The 15,673-nt window shown below is 53.9% G+C and carries 15 protein-coding genes; 8 read left to right on the plus strand and 7 right to left on the minus strand.

Going from position 1 to position 15,673, the window contains the following annotated elements:
* Positions 1–50: 50 nt before the first annotated feature.
* Both OGX80_RS11655 and OGX80_RS11660 read right to left on the minus strand, forming a co-directional pair.
* Positions 51–1,484, minus strand: coding sequence for an anion permease (locus OGX80_RS11655; protein WP_012133213.1), 1,434 nt, complete (start codon positions 1,482–1,484; stop codon positions 51–53).
* 85 nt (positions 1,485–1,569) lie between these two features.
* On the minus strand, positions 1,570–2,625 hold the full coding sequence (locus OGX80_RS11660) for a 4-oxalomesaconate tautomerase (RefSeq protein ID WP_115181823.1): 1,056 nt from the start codon (positions 2,623–2,625) through the stop codon (positions 1,570–1,572).
* A 198-nt stretch (positions 2,626–2,823) separates the two neighbouring features.
* On the opposite strand from OGX80_RS11660, the gene OGX80_RS11665 reads away from it, so the two are divergent.
* Positions 2,824–3,762: a LysR family transcriptional regulator gene (locus OGX80_RS11665; RefSeq protein ID WP_047458020.1), complete on the plus strand. Its 939-nt coding sequence runs from the start codon at positions 2,824–2,826 to the stop codon at positions 3,760–3,762.
* A gap of 59 nt (positions 3,763–3,821) precedes the next feature.
* Here the strand turns inward: OGX80_RS11665 and pgl are convergent, their stop codons facing one another.
* The gene (gene pgl / locus OGX80_RS11670) at positions 3,822–4,817 is read right to left on the minus strand and encodes a 6-phosphogluconolactonase (RefSeq protein WP_115181824.1); all 996 of its coding nucleotides are present in this window, start codon (positions 4,815–4,817) and stop codon (positions 3,822–3,824) included.
* Between the two features lie 163 nt (positions 4,818–4,980).
* Here pgl and OGX80_RS11675 point away from each other — a divergent pair, with 163 nt between their 5' ends.
* Positions 4,981–5,799 carry a pyridoxal phosphatase gene (locus OGX80_RS11675; protein WP_115181825.1) on the plus strand — a complete coding sequence of 273 codons (819 nt, stop codon included), beginning with the start codon at positions 4,981–4,983 and terminating at the stop codon, positions 5,797–5,799.
* On the opposite strand, the gene modC is transcribed toward OGX80_RS11675, so the two are convergent.
* The 4 genes from modC to OGX80_RS11695 form a co-directional block, all read right to left on the minus strand.
* Complete coding sequence (modC, locus tag OGX80_RS11680) at positions 5,800–6,858, minus strand: molybdenum ABC transporter ATP-binding protein ModC (RefSeq protein ID WP_012133219.1); 1,059 nt, start codon at positions 6,856–6,858, stop codon at positions 5,800–5,802.
* 2 nt (positions 6,859–6,860) lie between these two features.
* Positions 6,861–7,550, minus strand: a complete 690-nt coding sequence (gene modB, locus OGX80_RS11685) for a molybdate ABC transporter permease subunit (RefSeq protein WP_047458025.1) — start codon at positions 7,548–7,550, stop codon at positions 6,861–6,863.
* Positions 7,550–8,323 (minus strand): molybdate ABC transporter substrate-binding protein, encoded by a 774-nt coding sequence (gene modA, locus OGX80_RS11690; protein ID WP_012133221.1) that lies wholly within the window; start codon positions 8,321–8,323, stop codon positions 7,550–7,552. Before modA ends, modB begins: the two co-directional genes overlap by 1 nt.
* 240 nt (positions 8,324–8,563) lie before the next feature.
* Positions 8,564–8,713 (minus strand): AcrZ family multidrug efflux pump-associated protein, encoded by a 150-nt coding sequence (locus OGX80_RS11695; protein ID WP_024130518.1) that lies wholly within the window; start codon positions 8,711–8,713, stop codon positions 8,564–8,566.
* A gap of 128 nt (positions 8,714–8,841) precedes the next feature.
* Here OGX80_RS11695 and modE point away from each other — a divergent pair, with 128 nt between their 5' ends.
* The 6 genes from modE to galM all read left to right on the plus strand — a co-directional run bounded on the left by modE (position 8,842) and on the right by galM (position 15,647).
* Positions 8,842–9,630, plus strand: coding sequence for a molybdenum-dependent transcriptional regulator (gene modE / locus OGX80_RS11700; RefSeq protein WP_012133223.1), 789 nt, complete (start codon positions 8,842–8,844; stop codon positions 9,628–9,630).
* A gap of 67 nt (positions 9,631–9,697) precedes the next feature.
* Positions 9,698–11,170 carry a molybdate ABC transporter ATP-binding protein ModF gene (gene modF, locus OGX80_RS11705; RefSeq protein WP_115181826.1) on the plus strand — a complete coding sequence of 491 codons (1,473 nt, stop codon included), beginning with the start codon at positions 9,698–9,700 and terminating at the stop codon, positions 11,168–11,170.
* A gap of 218 nt (positions 11,171–11,388) precedes the next feature.
* Positions 11,389–12,405, plus strand: coding sequence for a UDP-glucose 4-epimerase GalE (galE, locus tag OGX80_RS11710; protein WP_024130520.1), 1,017 nt, complete (start codon positions 11,389–11,391; stop codon positions 12,403–12,405).
* Positions 12,406–12,414: 9 nt separating this feature from the next.
* Complete coding sequence (gene galT / locus OGX80_RS11715) at positions 12,415–13,461, plus strand: galactose-1-phosphate uridylyltransferase (RefSeq protein ID WP_104868901.1); 1,047 nt, start codon at positions 12,415–12,417, stop codon at positions 13,459–13,461.
* A 3-nt stretch (positions 13,462–13,464) separates the two neighbouring features.
* Positions 13,465–14,613 carry a galactokinase gene (galK, locus tag OGX80_RS11720; protein WP_047458033.1) on the plus strand — a complete coding sequence of 383 codons (1,149 nt, stop codon included), beginning with the start codon at positions 13,465–13,467 and terminating at the stop codon, positions 14,611–14,613.
* The gene (gene galM, locus OGX80_RS11725) at positions 14,607–15,647 is read left to right on the plus strand and encodes a galactose-1-epimerase (RefSeq protein ID WP_060815868.1); all 1,041 of its coding nucleotides are present in this window, start codon (positions 14,607–14,609) and stop codon (positions 15,645–15,647) included. Before galK ends, galM begins: the two co-directional genes overlap by 7 nt.
* Positions 15,648–15,673: the final 26 nt, after the last annotated feature.

Genomic DNA, 15,673 nt, shown 5'->3' on the forward strand with positions numbered 1-15,673 from the left:
ACGGACAACAGACAATGTCATTAATAATAAAAATGAACGCTGACGGTTGATTACAGCATGTTCCAGTCAATCAACATGTTCCACCACCAGATACCAATCGTGATATGTACCAGGAACGTTAAGATGGTCAGAACCGCGCCGACGAGCCACCAGGACTTTATATCGTTATAACCGACCCCGAAAATAACCGGGCCAGCGGCACCGCCATAGTGCGTGACCATTCCGCCATAAGAGTTGGAGAATAATAAGGCCAGCGCGGTTAGCATTAATGGCGCGCCAGAGACATTCGCCAGCATGGCAAATACCGGCATCATCGCCACAATATAAGCGCTACCGGAGGCAAAGAAATAACGGACAATAATACTCAGGAACAAAATGACGAAGAACGCCACGTTACCATGATTATCAAAAGAGAGGTTGTTTTTAAACAGTTCAGCCAGCCAGTCAAAAAACTTCACTTTCGATAATAAAGAGCTTAAGCCAATGATACCGCCGTACCAGATTAATGTATTCCAGCCGCCCTTATTTTTAACGACATCATCCCAGCTCACCACGCCCAGTAACAACATCGCGCCCATCACCACAATCGCAACGGTTGATTCATCCACGCCAAGTTGTTTACTGAAAATCCAGCCTGACAGCGCGAGGACAAAAATACCCAGCAGTAATTTCTCACGGCCTTTCATTGGCCCGAGATCCTGAAGCCCGGCTTTCGCGATCGTCTTATTATCAACCTTTTTAATTTCCGGTGGGTACATGGTATAAATCACCAGCGGCGTCACCAGTAACATAATGATACCCGGCACCATTGCTGCCAGCGCCCATCCTCCCCAGCTTAATTGCAGATGGCAAATATCGTTGATCATTTTCAGCGCCAGTATGTTCCCTGCCATTGCGGTAAAAAACATATAACTGGTCGTTTTCGTGACCATATACACGGACATCATTAAGTAATGACCGACACGACGGGGGCTTTTTTCAGGCTCAGAACCCAGCGCGACGGCCACACTGTTGATAATAGGTAAAACAATGCCGCCTGCGCGCGCCGTGTTTGACGGCGTTGCCGGAGAGAGAACCAGATCGAGAAAAACCGTGACGTAGCCCAGCCCCAGCGTGGTATTCCCAATCTTACCAATCAGAATATACGCAATGCGTTTGCCCAGACCGGTAGTGACAAACGCGGCGCTTAACGTAAACGCAGAAAATACCAACCACGTCGTTCCAGAGGCATAACCGCTGAGCACGCTGGTCGTTTTAAACGCCCCTTCACTTAAATTTCCGACCACGACCATCGATGCCGCAACGGCAATCAATAATACAACGGGTTCGGGAAACGGTTTTATCACCAGCCCCACGATTGCCGCAAGATAGATGCCAAAGAGAACCCAGGCGAGTTCACTCAGACCGGCTGGCGCAGGAATTAAGCCAATAATACACGGGATCGCTAATATAATAATTAGCTTCCATATAGATTTTTTATTCATTTTTTTGCACCCTGATTTATCTGTATTCGTTATACAGAAAAGGCATTGTTTTATTTTCCTTAATCACAGCGAAATGAGATCAACATCATTCAGGAATATAAACTTCACCTGCAAAAATCTTTCTTGCTGTGCGAATAACAGAAGCACGTATTGAAGAAGGCTCATTACCTTCATTTGTTAAATGAATATCAAGGCACCCGCTCGGGTGTTCGATATTTATATCGCCATAGTCCGTCAATTGCGTCATCCGGTGGGCGACCGTCCCTTCTGTCGCACAACTACTGGCAAGCGCGATAGCACCAGTAATCGCCAGCGCCTTATGGCAGGAGTGCGGCATAAAATAGCGCACATTGATCGTCCCGCCCCGTCTGGCCGGGGAAATAAGCATCGGTTTAGGAATAACCATATTGCTGACGTCGCCTAACCCCATCGCTTTACCCGCCTGCAAACGGATGGATTCAATGCGGCGCAATAATTCAGTATCGGCATCGAGTTCCGCAGGGGATTCATAACCCGTTTTACCGACATCTTCGGCAGCGATAATGACCACCGGCATCGCCATATCAATACAGGTGACGGCAACGGAATTAAAATGATCGACACGATGACCGGTCGGAAAAATTTGCCCGGTTTTGGCGCCAGCAGCGTTCAAAAACGTGAGTGCCACGGGCGCGGCCGTTCCCGGTACGCCATCGATTTTTGCCTGGCCTTCGTACTCAACGGCGCCGTCCGGCGTCTGCACGTCCGCTTCGATATACGTATTTGTATTTACATTACGTATACGCACGCGCGTGACGGGCGGCGTAGTCTCAATTAAGCCATGTTCAATCGCAAATGCGCCTACCGCGGAAAGCATATTTCCACAGTTCGGCGTGGTATCAACGCGGTGTTCATGTACCAGAACCTGAGCAAATAAATAGTCGATATCTGCTTTTGAGTCATCCGAACGACGGATAATGGCCACTTTACTGGTCAACGGATTACCGCCGCCAATGCCATCTATTTCCAGCTCATTCCCCGATCCCATAATTGCCATCAATATGGCATCGCGCCGCTGTCTCTCCTCAGGAAGGTGTTCTGCTAATAAAAACGCCCCTCTGGATGTTCCCCCTCGCATCAACGTGCAGGGAATTTTTTTCATAACATTGCCCTCAATTAAAAAACATTAGCGTTAATGAGGACATGGTTGCACGCGCAGAATAGAGAGGCTAATGACTTTAAATTTATGATTGATAATTTATTTGCATTAATCAAGACGGATAATTTACATATAAACTACGTTTTTCTCTCCTGGGGCAGCAAATCAGGGAATCCCTGGATTCTATTTTCTGGAGTTATGATGAAACACGAATTATCAAGTATGAAGGCATTTGTCACACTGGCAGAGGCAGGATCATTTAACAAAGCCGCTAAATTACTTAACATTACGCAACCTGCATTAACTCGCAGAATAAAAAAGATGGAAGATGATTTACATACCCTGCTTTTTGAGAGAACAACACGTAAAGTAGAATTAACAAAAGCGGGGAGGATGCTGTTACCGGAAGCCAGAGAATTAATAAGAAAACTGGATGAAGCTCTTTTTAATGTTCGCGAAATGAATGCTTATCACCACGGCACGATCACATTGTCCTGTATTCCGACCGCTGTTTTCTATTTTCTACCCCTTGCTATCGGAAAATTTAATGAGTTGTACCCCAATATCAAAATACGAATTCTTGAAAAAGGTACGAACAACTGCATGGAATCGGTGTTGGGTAACGAAGCTGATTTCGGCATAAATATGAACAGCATCACAAATTCTGCTATTGACTTCACCCCGCTGGTGAATGAACCGTTTGTTCTGGCCTGTCGACGAAACCATCCCTTAGCCAGTAAGCAACTGGTCGAATGGCAGGAGTTGGTGGGCTACAAATTGATTGGCGTGCGGTCATCCAGCGGTAACAGGCTGCTTATTGAGCACAATCTGGCAGATAAACCCTGGAAGCTGGACTGGTTTTACGAGGTTCGTCATTTATCGACCTCGCTTGGCCTGGTTGAGGCCGGGCTGGGTATTTCTGCGCTGCCGGGGCTGGCAATGCCTCAGACAGTGCATCCCACGCTTATCGGGATCCCGTTGATCGAACCCGTTATCAGACGCACGTTAGGGATTATCCGGCGCAAAGACGCCGTTCTCTCTCCTCCGGCAGAGCGTTTTTTCTCTCTACTTTTGAATGTCTGGGCCGATGATAAAGACACGCTGTGGACGCCCTTTGCTGAACCACAGCGGCAACAATAACGCCGTATCCGGCCGACGGCCCGGTAAGCGAGCGCCACCGGGCACAACGTCACGGAATATTAATACGCGTTAACCACGACCCACATTGGCCCCTGGCCTACCGCATAACGGCCTTTCTCCGTCAGCAGCCCCTGCTCACCGGCAATGGCATACACCGCAATATGGTGTGACTTCTGCCCGGCGGCAATCAGGTAATTACCGCTATGATCGACGTTAAAGCCGCGCGGCTGCGTTTCAGTCGGCTGGAAGCCCTCTTTCGTCAGTACGCTGCCGTCTTCAGAAACGCTAAAAACGGTAATCAGGCTGGCGGTACGGTCGCAGGCATACAGATGACGGCCATCCGGCGTAATATGGATATCCGCCGCCCAACGCGTGTCAGAAAAATCGGCAGGCATCATATCCAGCGTCTGCACGCATTCAATATTGCCGTGCGGATCTTTCAGCTCCCAGACATCAACAGAGCTGTTCAGTTCATTCACACAGTAGGCATATTGCTGGTTCGGGTGGAACGCCATATGGCGCGGCCCGGCCCCTTCAACGGTGGTGACTTCCGCCGGTTCCTGGGCGACCAGTTTGCCGTCGTCACTGAGCGTAAACAGGCAAATGCGATCCTGCTTCAGCGCAGGCACCCACAGCGTCCGGTTATCCGGTGAGATATTCGCTGAGTGGCACCCTTCCAGCCCTTCAACGACATCCACCACGCCAGCCGGCAGGCCATCATCCAGACGGGTCACGCTGACGTTACCGGCATTGTACGAGCCAACAAACACAAAACGGCCCTGATGATCGGTAGAGATATGGGTTGGGCTACCCGGCAGAGCGGACTCCGCCGCGAAGGTCAGCGCGCCGTCATCCGGCGCAATACGGTAAGCCAGCACGCGGAACTCAGGACGGACGCCAACATAGAGATAGCGCTTATCAGGGCTGACCACCATCGGCTGAACCTGCCCCGGAACATCAACCACCTGCACCAGCTTCAGCGAGCCGTCATGATTCAGGCTCCAGACGTGAATTTGCTGGCTCTCAGGGCTGGCGGTATAAACGGTTTGCTTCATGACTACTCCTTCCTTATGGCAACTGTCTGCAATTGCGGAATACAGCTTAACGTAGACGCTTTTAACGGTGAATGCTGAATTAACGCTCAGAATTTTGTCCGGCCAACCGTCTCGGTGTACCATTCCCGCAGGCAAAATTCTCAACCTTAATCTGGAACTCCCTATGACCGCTCGTGTGATTGCCCTGGATTTAGACGGCACCTTACTGACGCCGAAAAAAACATTGCTCCCCTCCTCGCTTGAGGCGCTTTCTCGCGCCAGAGAGGCAGGCTACCAACTTATCATCGTCACTGGCCGTCATCACGTTGCGATTCATCCTTTTTATCAGGCACTGGCGCTGGATACACCTGCAATTTGCTGTAACGGCACTTACTTGTATGATTATCAAGCAAAAAATGTTCTTGAAGCCGATCCGCTGCCTGTCGATCAGGCATTGCAATTGATTGATCTGCTGGATGCGCATCAGATTCACGGTCTGATGTACGTTGATGACGCGATGGTTTATGAACGCCCGACCGGCCATGTGATCCGTACCGCTAACTGGGCGCAGACGCTGCCGCCGGAACAGCGCCCGACCTTTACTCAGGTGCCGTCGCTGGCGCAGTCGGCACGCGACGTCAACGCCGTCTGGAAATTCGCGCTGACCGATGAAAATCTGCCAAAACTGCAACAGTTCGTGCAGCAGGTTGAGCATCAGCTGGGTCTGGAATGCGAATGGTCCTGGCACGATCAGGTGGATATCGCGCGTAAAGGGAACAGCAAAGGGAAGCGCCTTACCCAGTGGATTGAAGCGCAGGGCTGGTCGATGGAGAATGTGGTGGCGTTTGGCGATAACTACAATGATATCAGTATGCTGGAAGCGGCAGGCACCGGCGTCGCGATGGGCAATGCTGACGACGCGGTGAAAACGCAGGCGAATATCGTGATCGGCGATAACACCACGGACAGCATTGCGAAGTTTATTTATACCCACCTGCTGTAATCAGGCGGTAATTGAAACACTCTTGATTTGCGCGTACAGCCACAGGCCAGGTTTGATGCCCAGCTCATCCCTGGCCCACGGGCTGATTCTCGCCCACAGCGTTTTCCCGCCGACTTCAAGCTGGACTTCCACCTGCCCGTTATCGTCATAACAGTTTGCCACTTTTGCCCGCAGGATATTACGGATACTGGTTTGCATCGGTGGCTGTAATACCAGCGACACGTCCGAGGCCTGAATACGAATACGCAGCACGGTTTGCAGCGGCTCTTCCAGTTTGTTGACCCACAGGTGCTGATCGCCCAGCGCCAGCGCGGTCATTGCATAATGCGGATGATGCTCCAGCACGCTCACTTTCAGGATGCTGCTCTGCTGCTCTTTCGGCAGCCACGGGTGCATCACACTGCTGCCCCAGACCTCTTCCAGCGCGCCAAACGCTTTCACCTGCCCGTTTTCCAGCACCATGACTCTGTCTGCCAGATGTAAAATCTCGTCCAGCGAGTGGCTGACGTACAGCAGGGGGATATTAATTTCGCGCGCCAGGCGTTGCAGATACGGCAGCAGTTCGCGTTTGCGCGGAATATCCAGCGAAGCCAGCGGCTCATCAAGCAACAGTAGCTCCGGCGCGGTCAGCAACGCGCGGCCAATCGCCACACGCTGTTTTTCCCCGCCGGAAAGGCTGCCAGGCAAACGCTCCAGCAAAGGTTCGATACCGAGCAGATCCACCAGCTTGTCGAACTGTCCGGCCATGCTTTTCGCCATGCCATAGCGCAGATTGCCGCGCACTTTGTAATGCGGAAACAGTCGGGCATCCTGGAACACATAACCGACGCGCCGTTTTTCCGGCGTCAGGCAGATGCCATTTTCAACATCATTAAGCACGCGACCATTGAGCACAATGCGCCCTTTTTGCGGGCGCGTCAGTCCGCTGATGGCATTGATCAGCGATGTTTTCCCAGCGCCGGAAACGCCAAAAATAGCGGTGATCCCATTGGCAGGTAGCGTTTCATTGAGCGTCAGACAGTGGGTGCCCAGCGTCTGGGAGAAATTGAGTTCCAGCATGTTTATCTCCCCGCGCGCTCACGGCTGATACGCGCCAGCCATTCCGAAATCAACAATGAGATCAGCGCCAGCACAATAGAAATAATGCACAATCTCGCCGCCGCGCTTTCGCCGCCAGGGGTCTGGATCAGGGTATACATCGCGGAAGGAATGGTGCGGGTTTCACCCGGAATGTTAGACACGAAAGTGATGGTAGCGCCGAACTCGCCGAGCGAACGGGCAAACGCCAGCACGGTTCCGACGATGATGCCAGGCAATGTCAGCGGTAGCGTAATGGTGAGGAAAACACGCCAGCGTCCTGCGCCCAGCGTTCTGGCGGCCTGCTCCAGCTTAATGTCGACCCCTTCAAGCGCCAGACGAATAGCGCGAACCATTAACGGGAAAGACATCACCGCCGCCGCCAGCACGGCGCCTCGCCAGCTAAAGGCAAAGGTAATGCCGAACCAGTCATAAAGCCACTGACCAATAAATCCGCGTCGGCCCATCGCGACAAGCAGCAGATAACCGACCACCACGGGCGGTAAAACCAGCGGCAGATGCAGTACGCTGTCGAGCAACGCTTTGCCTGGAAACTTGCATCGCACAAGTAACCAGGCAAAAAAGATCCCAAACGGCAGACTAAACAACACGGCCAGGGAAGAAACTTTCAGGCTCAGTAGAACGGCCTGCCATTCTGGATCAGTCAGTATCATTACTTCGTCGTAAATCCATAACGTTTAAAGATTTCGGAAGCCTGCGGTCCTTTCAGGTAGTCATAGAACGCGCTGACCGTTGCGTTTTTGTGTCCATCAACAATCGCGATCGGGTATTCCACTTTCTTATGGGAATCTTCCGGGAACGTGCCAACCACTTTCACGCCTTTGCTGGCAACGGCATCAGAACCGTAAACGATGCCCAGCGGTGCTTCGCTACGCTCCACCAGCGCCAGTGCGCCACGCACGTCTTCCGCAGGAGCCAGTTTCGGCGCCAGGGTATCCCATGCGCCCAGTTTTTGCAGCGCTTCTTTTGCATAAATGCCAGCCGGAACGTGTTCCGGGTCGCCCACCGCCAGACGACCGCCATTCAGCAGAGTCGTCCAGTTGGTTTTGCTGTCGATGGTGATGTCTTTCTGTTCACTGGCTTTTGGCGCGACCACAACCAGGCTGTTGCCAAGCAGCGTTTCACGCGTTGCGGTATCAATCGCTTTTTTGTCTACCGCGTAGTCCATCCATTTCTGGTCAGCAGAGATAAACAGATCCGCTGGTGCTCCCGCTTCAATCTGGCGAGCCAGCGTAGAAGAAGAGGCAAATGAAGAGACAACGTCAACGTTCTTCTCTTTTTTGTATTCAACCGCAATATCCTGCATTGCGTTGGTCAGCGAAGCCGCCGCGAATACGGTGATTTTCCCTTCATCCGCCAGCGCATGTCCGGCAACAGTCAGAGATAATGTTGCCCCAGCAAACAGGCGTAACCATGTACGTGCCATCTGTAACTCCTTTGAGTGTCGTTATGTAGGCGCAAATATAGCGAGAAAATAAGGTTTTTCCCAGAAGTTATTGATACCCAATTGAGGTTACGCAAAGAAAATATCGGCAGGAAAAGCAGGATCTTGAGGGGCGCTACCCAATGGATTTCGGGTTGCGCTGAGACTCACAGGCACAGCCAACAAAAATGCGGCCTGAAAGTCGAAGAAAGTAAAACGCCCGACTGAGCGGGCGTTTAAAAATCAATGGTTCTGTCTGGACTGGTCTTTCTGACCGATACCGGAGAAAATGTTGAACACTTCACCCAGACCGTAAATCAGCCCCAGAATGATGGCCATGACCACCGGAACCATGACTACGGCGAATACCAGACTTTTCAATAACTCTAACATGGTCAACTCCAGATAGGATTCTTTTGATATTCTAACTGCATAAATGAGAAAAGCACTCCCCTTTTGTGCGGTCGACTTTGCGCGGAAGCGGTTTTCCGTCACAATAACCCTTTTGCCAGGATCTTGTTATGCAGGCCGAAATCCTCCTTACACTCAAACTTCAACAAAAATTGTTTGCGGACCCCCGCCGCATTTCGCTGCTCAAGCATATCGCGCTTTCCGGCTCCATCAGCCAGGGGGCGAAAGATGCGGGCATCAGCTACAAAAGCGCCTGGGATGCCATTAACGAGATGAACCAACTCAGCGAGCAGACGCTCGTCGAGCGCGCAACGGGCGGCAAAGGCGGCGGCGGCGCGATACTGACCCGCTACGGTCAGCGTCTGATCCAGCTTTACGATTTGCTCGCCCAGATTCAGCAAAAAGCGTTCGACGTGCTGAGCGACGACGACGCCCTGCCGCTCGACAGCCTGCTGGCCGCCATTTCCCGTTTCTCTTTGCAAACCAGCGCCCGTAACCAGTGGTTCGGCACCATTACCGCACGCGATCACGATCAGGTTCAACAGCATGTCGATGTGCTGCTGGCCGACGGCGAAACGCGACTGAAGGTCGCCATCACTGCGCAAAGCGGCGAGCGTCTTGGCCTTGATGAAGGTAAAGAAGTCCTGATCCTGCTGAAAGCGCCGTGGGTTGGCATTACCCAGGACGAGGCGATTGCCCGGGCTGCCGACAACCAGCTTCAGGGAACCATCAGCCATATTGAACGCGGCGCCGAGCAGTGCGAAGTCCTCATGACATTACCTGACGGCCAGACGTTGTGCGCCACCCTGCCCGTTGAAGAGACCGCCACGCTGGAAGAAGGTGCTAACGTGACGGCATATTTTAATGCTGACAGAGTGATTATCGCTACGTTGTGCTAAGTGCATTGACATCTGTTCTTTGAACACGTATCCCTGTCATTCATCGCTGCAAAAAATGGGATACAAAATGTCATCATTGCATATTTCGCAAGGTACGTTTCGCCTGAGCGACACAAAAACACTTCAGTTAAGTGCGCTGACGTTGCAGGCGGGGGAGAGCTGGGCTTTTGTCGGCACCAATGGAAGCGGGAAATCGGCGCTGGCCCGCGCGCTGGCGGGAGAACTGACGCTACTGAAAGGCGAGCGCCAGTCTCAGTTCGCGCGCGTCACCCGCCTCTCATTCGAACAGTTGCAAAAACTGGTCAGCGATGAATGGCAGCGCAATAACACCGACCTGCTCAGCCCTGGCGAAGACGACACCGGACGTACTACGGCAGAAATCATTCAGGATGAGGTGAGCGATCCCGCCCGCTGTGCCGAACTGGCGCAGCAGTTTGGCATTTCTTCTCTGCTCGACAGACGTTTTAAATACCTTTCTACGGGCGAAACGCGCAAAACGCTGCTTTGTCAGGCGCTGATGTCAGAACCGGATTTATTAATCCTCGATGAACCGTTTGACGGGCTGGATGTCGCCTCCCGCCAGCAACTGGCGAATCTTCTCGCCACGCTGCACCAGTCGGGCTACACGCTGGTGCTGGTGTTAAACCGCTTCGATGAGATCCCCGAATTCGTTCAGTATGCGGGAGTCCTTGCCGACTGCACGTTAACGGAAACGGGGGAAAAAGCGGATTTGCTCCAGCGAGCGCTGATTGCCCAACTCGCGCATAGCGAACGACTGGAAGGCGTACAGTTGCCCGAACCGGATGAACCTTCTGCCCGTCACGCCCTGCCGGACGGCGCGGCGCGCATTATTCTCAACGATGGCGTCGTCTCCTATAACGATCGCCCTATTCTTAATCATCTGAGCTGGCAGGTGAATCCGGGTGAACACTGGCAGATTGTCGGGCCTAACGGCGCGGGAAAATCCACCCTGCTAAGTTTAATCACCGGCGACCATCCGCAGGGATACAGCAACGACCTGACGCTGTTTGGCCGCCGTCGCGGGAGTGGTGAAACAATCTGGGATATCAAAAAACATATCGGCTATGTCAGCAGCAGCCTGCATCTGGATTACCGCGTCAGCACCACGGTGCGTAATGTCATTCTCTCCGGTTACTTTGACTCGATTGGCATCTACCAGGCGGTTTCCGACAGGCAGCACAAGCTGGCGCAGCAATGGCTGGATATTCTGGGAATAGACAAACGCACTGCGGATGCGCCTTTCCACAGCCTGTCCTGGGGGCAACAACGACTGGCGCTGATTGCCCGTGCGCTGGTCAAACACCCTACGCTGCTGATTCTTGATGAGCCCTTACAAGGCCTGGACCCGCTGAATCGTCAGCTCGTTCGCCGCTTTGTCGATGTACTGATTAGCGAGGGAGAAACGCAGTTGCTGTTTGTCTCCCATCACGCGGAAGACGCCCCAGGCTGCATTACCCATCGGCTGGAGTTTGTACCGGAAGGCGAGAGTTACCGCTACCAACAGACGACGCTGCGTTAGCGGTTCACTGGGGGCGTGCGGCCACGCCCCTTTTTTCACTGCTTTTTCAGATAAAAGGCGCAATCATTCTTAAAGCATATGATTTATCATTAAATAACAGTCGTCGGCGGGTGAAAAAACCGAAGTGTAAACGATTCCACTAATATATTCCATGTCACACTTTTCGCATCTTTGTTATGCTATGGTTATTCCATACCATAGGCTTAACGGAGCGAATTATGAGAGTACTGGTCACCGGTGGTAGCGGTTACATTGGAAGTCATACTTGTGTACAGTTACTGAAAAACGGTCACGATGTCATCATCCTTGATAACCTCTGCAACAGTAAGCGCAGCGTACTGCCTGTTATCGAGCGATTAAGTGGTAAGCACCCAACTTTCGTTGAAGGCGATATTCGTAACGAAGCGCTGATGACTGAAATTCTGCATGACCACGCGATTGACGCCGTCATTCACTTTGCCGGTCTGAAAGCCGTGGGCGAATCTGTCGCCAAACCGCTGGAATACTATGACAACAACGTCAACGGTACGCTGCGTTTAATCAGCGCCATGCGCGCCGCCAATGTCAAAAACTTCATCTTCAGCTCCTCCGCCACCGTCTACGGCGATCAGCCCAAAATTCCTTATGTCGAAAGTTTCCCGACCGGCACGCCGCAGAGCCCATATGGCAAAAGTAAACTGATGGTCGAACAGATCCTGACCGACCTGCAAAAAGCGCAGCCGGACTGGAGCATCGCCCTGCTGCGCTACTTCAACCCGGTCGGCGCGCATCCGTCAGGTGATATGGGCGAAGATCCGCAGGGCATTCCTAACAACCTGATGCCGTACATCGCCCAGGTCGCCGTTGGCCGTCGCGAATCACTCGCGGTCTTTGGCAACGACTACCCTACCGAAGACGGCACCGGTGTGCGTGATTACATCCATGTGATGGATCTTGCCGACGGCCACGTAACCGCGATGGAAAAACTGGCTGGCAAACAAGGCGTGCATATTTACAACCTTGGCGCCGGTGTTGGCAACAGCGTGCTGGATGTGGTTAACGCTTTCAGTAAAGCCTGCGGTAAACCCGTTGCTTATCATTTTGCCCCACGCCGTGAAGGCGACCTTCCGGCCTACTGGGCGGACGCCAGCAAAGCCGACCGCGAACTGGACTGGCGCGTAACCCGCACACTTGACGAAATGGCACAGGACACCTGGCGTTGGCAGTCACGCCATCCGCAGGGATATCCAGACTAAGGACATGTCATGACGCAATTTAATCCTGTCGATCATCCACATCGCCGTTTTAACCCGCTAACCGGACAGTGGATTCTGGTTTCACCGCATCGCGCAAAGCGCCCCTGGCAGGGGGCGCAGGAAACGCCATCTCAGCAGGCGCTTCCCGCCCATGACCCGGACTGCTTCCTGTGCGCGGGCAATACGCGCGTAACCGGAGATAAAAACCCGGATTACACCGGCACCTATGTCTTTACAAATGACTTTGCCGCGCTGATGTCTGACACCCCGGACGCGCCAGACAGCCATGACCCGTTGATGCGTTGCCAGAGCGCCCGCGGCACCAGCCGCGTGATCTGCTTTTCTCCCGATCACAGCAAGACGCTGCCGGAACTGAGCCTCCCCGCGCTGACGGACATCATCAAAACCTGGCAAGAACAGACTGCCGATCTGGGAAAAACCTACCCCTGGGTGCAGGTTTTTGAGAATAAAGGCGCGGCGATGGGCTGCTCCAACCCGCATCCGCACGGCCAGATTTGGGCCAACAGCTTCCTGCCGAACGAAGCCGAGCGTGAAGATCGTTTGCAAAAAGCCTACTTCGCCGAACAGCACTCCCCAATGCTGGTGGATTATGTGCAGCGCGAACTGGCGGACGGCAGCCGTACGGTGGTTGAAACCGAGCACTGGCTGGCGGTCGTGCCTTACTGGGCGGCCTGGCCGTTTGAAACGCTGCTGCTGCCCAAAGCGCATGTGCTGCGCATTACCGATTTGACCGACGATCAGCGCGACTCCCTGGCGCTGGCGCTGAAAAAGCTGACCAGTCGTTATGACAACCTGTTCCAGTGCTCCTTCCCCTACTCCATGGGCTGGCACGGCGCGCCGTTTAACGGTGAAGAGAACGGGCACTGGCAACTGCACGCGCACTTTTATCCACCGCTGCTACGTTCCGCGACCGTCCGTAAATTTATGGTCGGTTATGAAATGCTGGCGGAGACCCAGCGCGATCTGACGGCAGAACAAGCGGCGGAGCGTCTGCGCGCGGTCAGCGACATTCATTTTCGCGAATCAGGAGTTTAAATAATGAGTCTGAAAGAGAAAACACAATCTCTGTTTGCAGAAATTTTCGGCTACCCTGCTACCCACACCATTCAGGCGCCTGGTCGCGTCAATCTGATCGGCGAGCACACCGATTACAACGACGGCTTCGTGCTGCCTTGCGCTATCGACTACCAGACGGTGATTAGCTGCGCCACGCGTGACGATCGCAAAGTGCGCGTGATTGCGGCTGACTACGACAACCAGGTTGATGAATTCTCCCTTGATGCGCCGATCGTTACCCACGACAGCCAGCAGTGGTCAAACTACGTGCGCGGCGTGGTGAAGCATCTGCAAAAACGAAATAACGCATTTGGCGGCGCGGATCTGGTTATCAGCGGCAACGTGCCGCAGGGCGCGGGACTCAGTTCTTCTGCGTCGCTGGAAGTCGCGGTCGGCACCGTATTCCAGCAGTTGTACCACCTGCCGCTGGATGGCGCGCAAATCGCGCTCAACGGCCAGGAAGCGGAGAATCAGTTCGTCGGCTGCAACTGCGGCATTATGGATCAGCTGATCTCCGCGCTGGGTAAAAAAGATCATGCCCTGCTGATTGACTGCCGCACGCTGGGTACGAAAGCGGTTTCCATGCCGGAAGGCGTGGCGGTGGTGATCATCAACAGTAACTTTAAACGTACGCTGGTGGGCAGCGAGTACAATACCCGCCGCGAGCAGTGTGAAACGGGCGCGCGTTTCTTCCAGCAACCGGCGTTGCGCGATGTCAGCCTTGCGGCGTTCAACGCGGTGGCCAGCGAGCTGGACCCGATTGTCGCCAAACGTGTTCGCCACGTACTGACCGAAAACGCCCGTACCGTTGAAGCCGCCAGCGCGCTGGAGAAAGGCGACCTGAAACGCATGGGTGAATTGATGGCGGAATCTCACGCCTCAATGCGCGATGACTTCGAAATCACCGTCCCGCAGATCGACACGCTGGTCGAAATTGTGAAAGCGACCATCGGCGATAAAGGCGGCGTACGCATGACCGGCGGCGGCTTCGGCGGCTGCGTCGTCGCGTTGATCCCGGAAGCGCTGGTTCCTGCCGTACAGCAGGCCGTGGCCACGCAGTATGAAGCGAAAACCGGAATCAAAGAAACGTTTTACGTATGCAAACCCTCACAAGGAGCCGGACAGTGCTAAACGAAACGCCCGCACTGGCGCCAGATGGTCAGCCGTACCGCCTGCTCACCCTGCGCAACGATGCAGGGATGGTGGTCACGCTGATGGACTGGGGCGCCACACTACTTTCCGCCCGTATCCCGCTAACCGATGGCAGCGTCCGTGAAGCGTTGCTGGGGTGCGCCAGCCCGGAATATTACCAGGATCAGGCCGCCTTTCTTGGCGCATCGATTGGCCGCTACGCCAATCGCATTGCCAACAGCCGTTACACCTGGGCGGGTGAAACCGTCAGTCTGCTGCCGAGTCAGGGGGAAAACCAGCTGCACGGCGGGCCGGACGGCTTTGACAAACGTCGCTGGCAGATAGTCAACCAGAACGATCGTCAGGTGCTGTTCGCACTGACGTCTGACGATGGCGATCAGGGCTTCCCCGGCCATCTCTGCGCCACCGCGCAGTATCGTCTCACCAACGATAACCGAATCTCCATTACCTATCGAGCGACGGTAGATAAGCCCTGCCCGGTGAACCTGACCAATCACGTCTACTTTAACCTGGACGGCGAGCAGTCAGACGTACGCCAGCACAAGCTACAGATTCTGGCTGATACGTACCTGCCGGTTGATGAAAGCGGTATTCCACGCGACGGGCTGAAATCCGTTGCCGGAACCTCGTTCGACTTCCGCAGCGCAAAAACCATCGCCAGCGCGTTTCTTGCCGATGACGATCAGCGCAAGGTAAAAGGTTACGATCACGCCTTCTTATTGCAGACCAAAGGCGATGCCAGCCAGCCAGCCGCGCACCTGTGGTCGCAGGATGAGAAATTGCAGATGAAGGTTTATACCTCCGCTCCGGCGCTGCAATTCTATTCCGGCAACTATCTGGGCGGCACGCCGTCGCGCGGGCCTGAACCTTATGCCGACTGGCAAGGCCTGGCGCTGGAAAGCGAATTTCTGCCAGACAGCCCGAACCACCCGGAATGGCCGCAACCTGACTGCGTGTTGCATCCCGGCGACGAGTACGCCAGCCTGACGGAATATCAGTTTATTCCGGCCTGACGATGAGCCATAACAGGCCCGATGGT

Origin of the sequence: Citrobacter sp. CK194 (assembly GCF_030333395.1) — a bacterium.
Lineage (GTDB): Bacteria > Pseudomonadota > Gammaproteobacteria > Enterobacterales > Enterobacteriaceae > Citrobacter_B > Citrobacter_B koseri.

Coding starts and splice junctions, on each gene's coding strand:
- modA (WP_012133221.1), bottom strand. CDS start 8,323: ATGGCACGTACATGGTTACGCCTGTTTGCTGGGGCAACATTATCTCTG.
- OGX80_RS11675 (WP_115181825.1), top strand. CDS start 4,981: ATGACCGCTCGTGTGATTGCCCTGGATTTAGACGGCACCTTACTGACG.
- OGX80_RS11695 (WP_024130518.1), bottom strand. CDS start 8,713: ATGTTAGAGTTATTGAAAAGTCTGGTATTCGCCGTAGTCATGGTTCCG.
- galK (WP_047458033.1), top strand. CDS start 13,465: ATGAGTCTGAAAGAGAAAACACAATCTCTGTTTGCAGAAATTTTCGGC.
- galE (WP_024130520.1), top strand. CDS start 11,389: ATGAGAGTACTGGTCACCGGTGGTAGCGGTTACATTGGAAGTCATACT.
- OGX80_RS11660 (WP_115181823.1), bottom strand. CDS start 2,625: ATGAAAAAAATTCCCTGCACGTTGATGCGAGGGGGAACATCCAGAGGG.
- OGX80_RS11655 (WP_012133213.1), bottom strand. CDS start 1,484: ATGAATAAAAAATCTATATGGAAGCTAATTATTATATTAGCGATCCCG.
- modC (WP_012133219.1), bottom strand. CDS start 6,858: ATGCTGGAACTCAATTTCTCCCAGACGCTGGGCACCCACTGTCTGACG.
- galT (WP_104868901.1), top strand. CDS start 12,415: ATGACGCAATTTAATCCTGTCGATCATCCACATCGCCGTTTTAACCCG.
- OGX80_RS11665 (WP_047458020.1), top strand. CDS start 2,824: ATGAAACACGAATTATCAAGTATGAAGGCATTTGTCACACTGGCAGAG.
- pgl (WP_115181824.1), bottom strand. CDS start 4,817: ATGAAGCAAACCGTTTATACCGCCAGCCCTGAGAGCCAGCAAATTCAC.
- modB (WP_047458025.1), bottom strand. CDS start 7,550: ATGATACTGACTGATCCAGAATGGCAGGCCGTTCTACTGAGCCTGAAA.
- modE (WP_012133223.1), top strand. CDS start 8,842: ATGCAGGCCGAAATCCTCCTTACACTCAAACTTCAACAAAAATTGTTT.
- modF (WP_115181826.1), top strand. CDS start 9,698: ATGTCATCATTGCATATTTCGCAAGGTACGTTTCGCCTGAGCGACACA.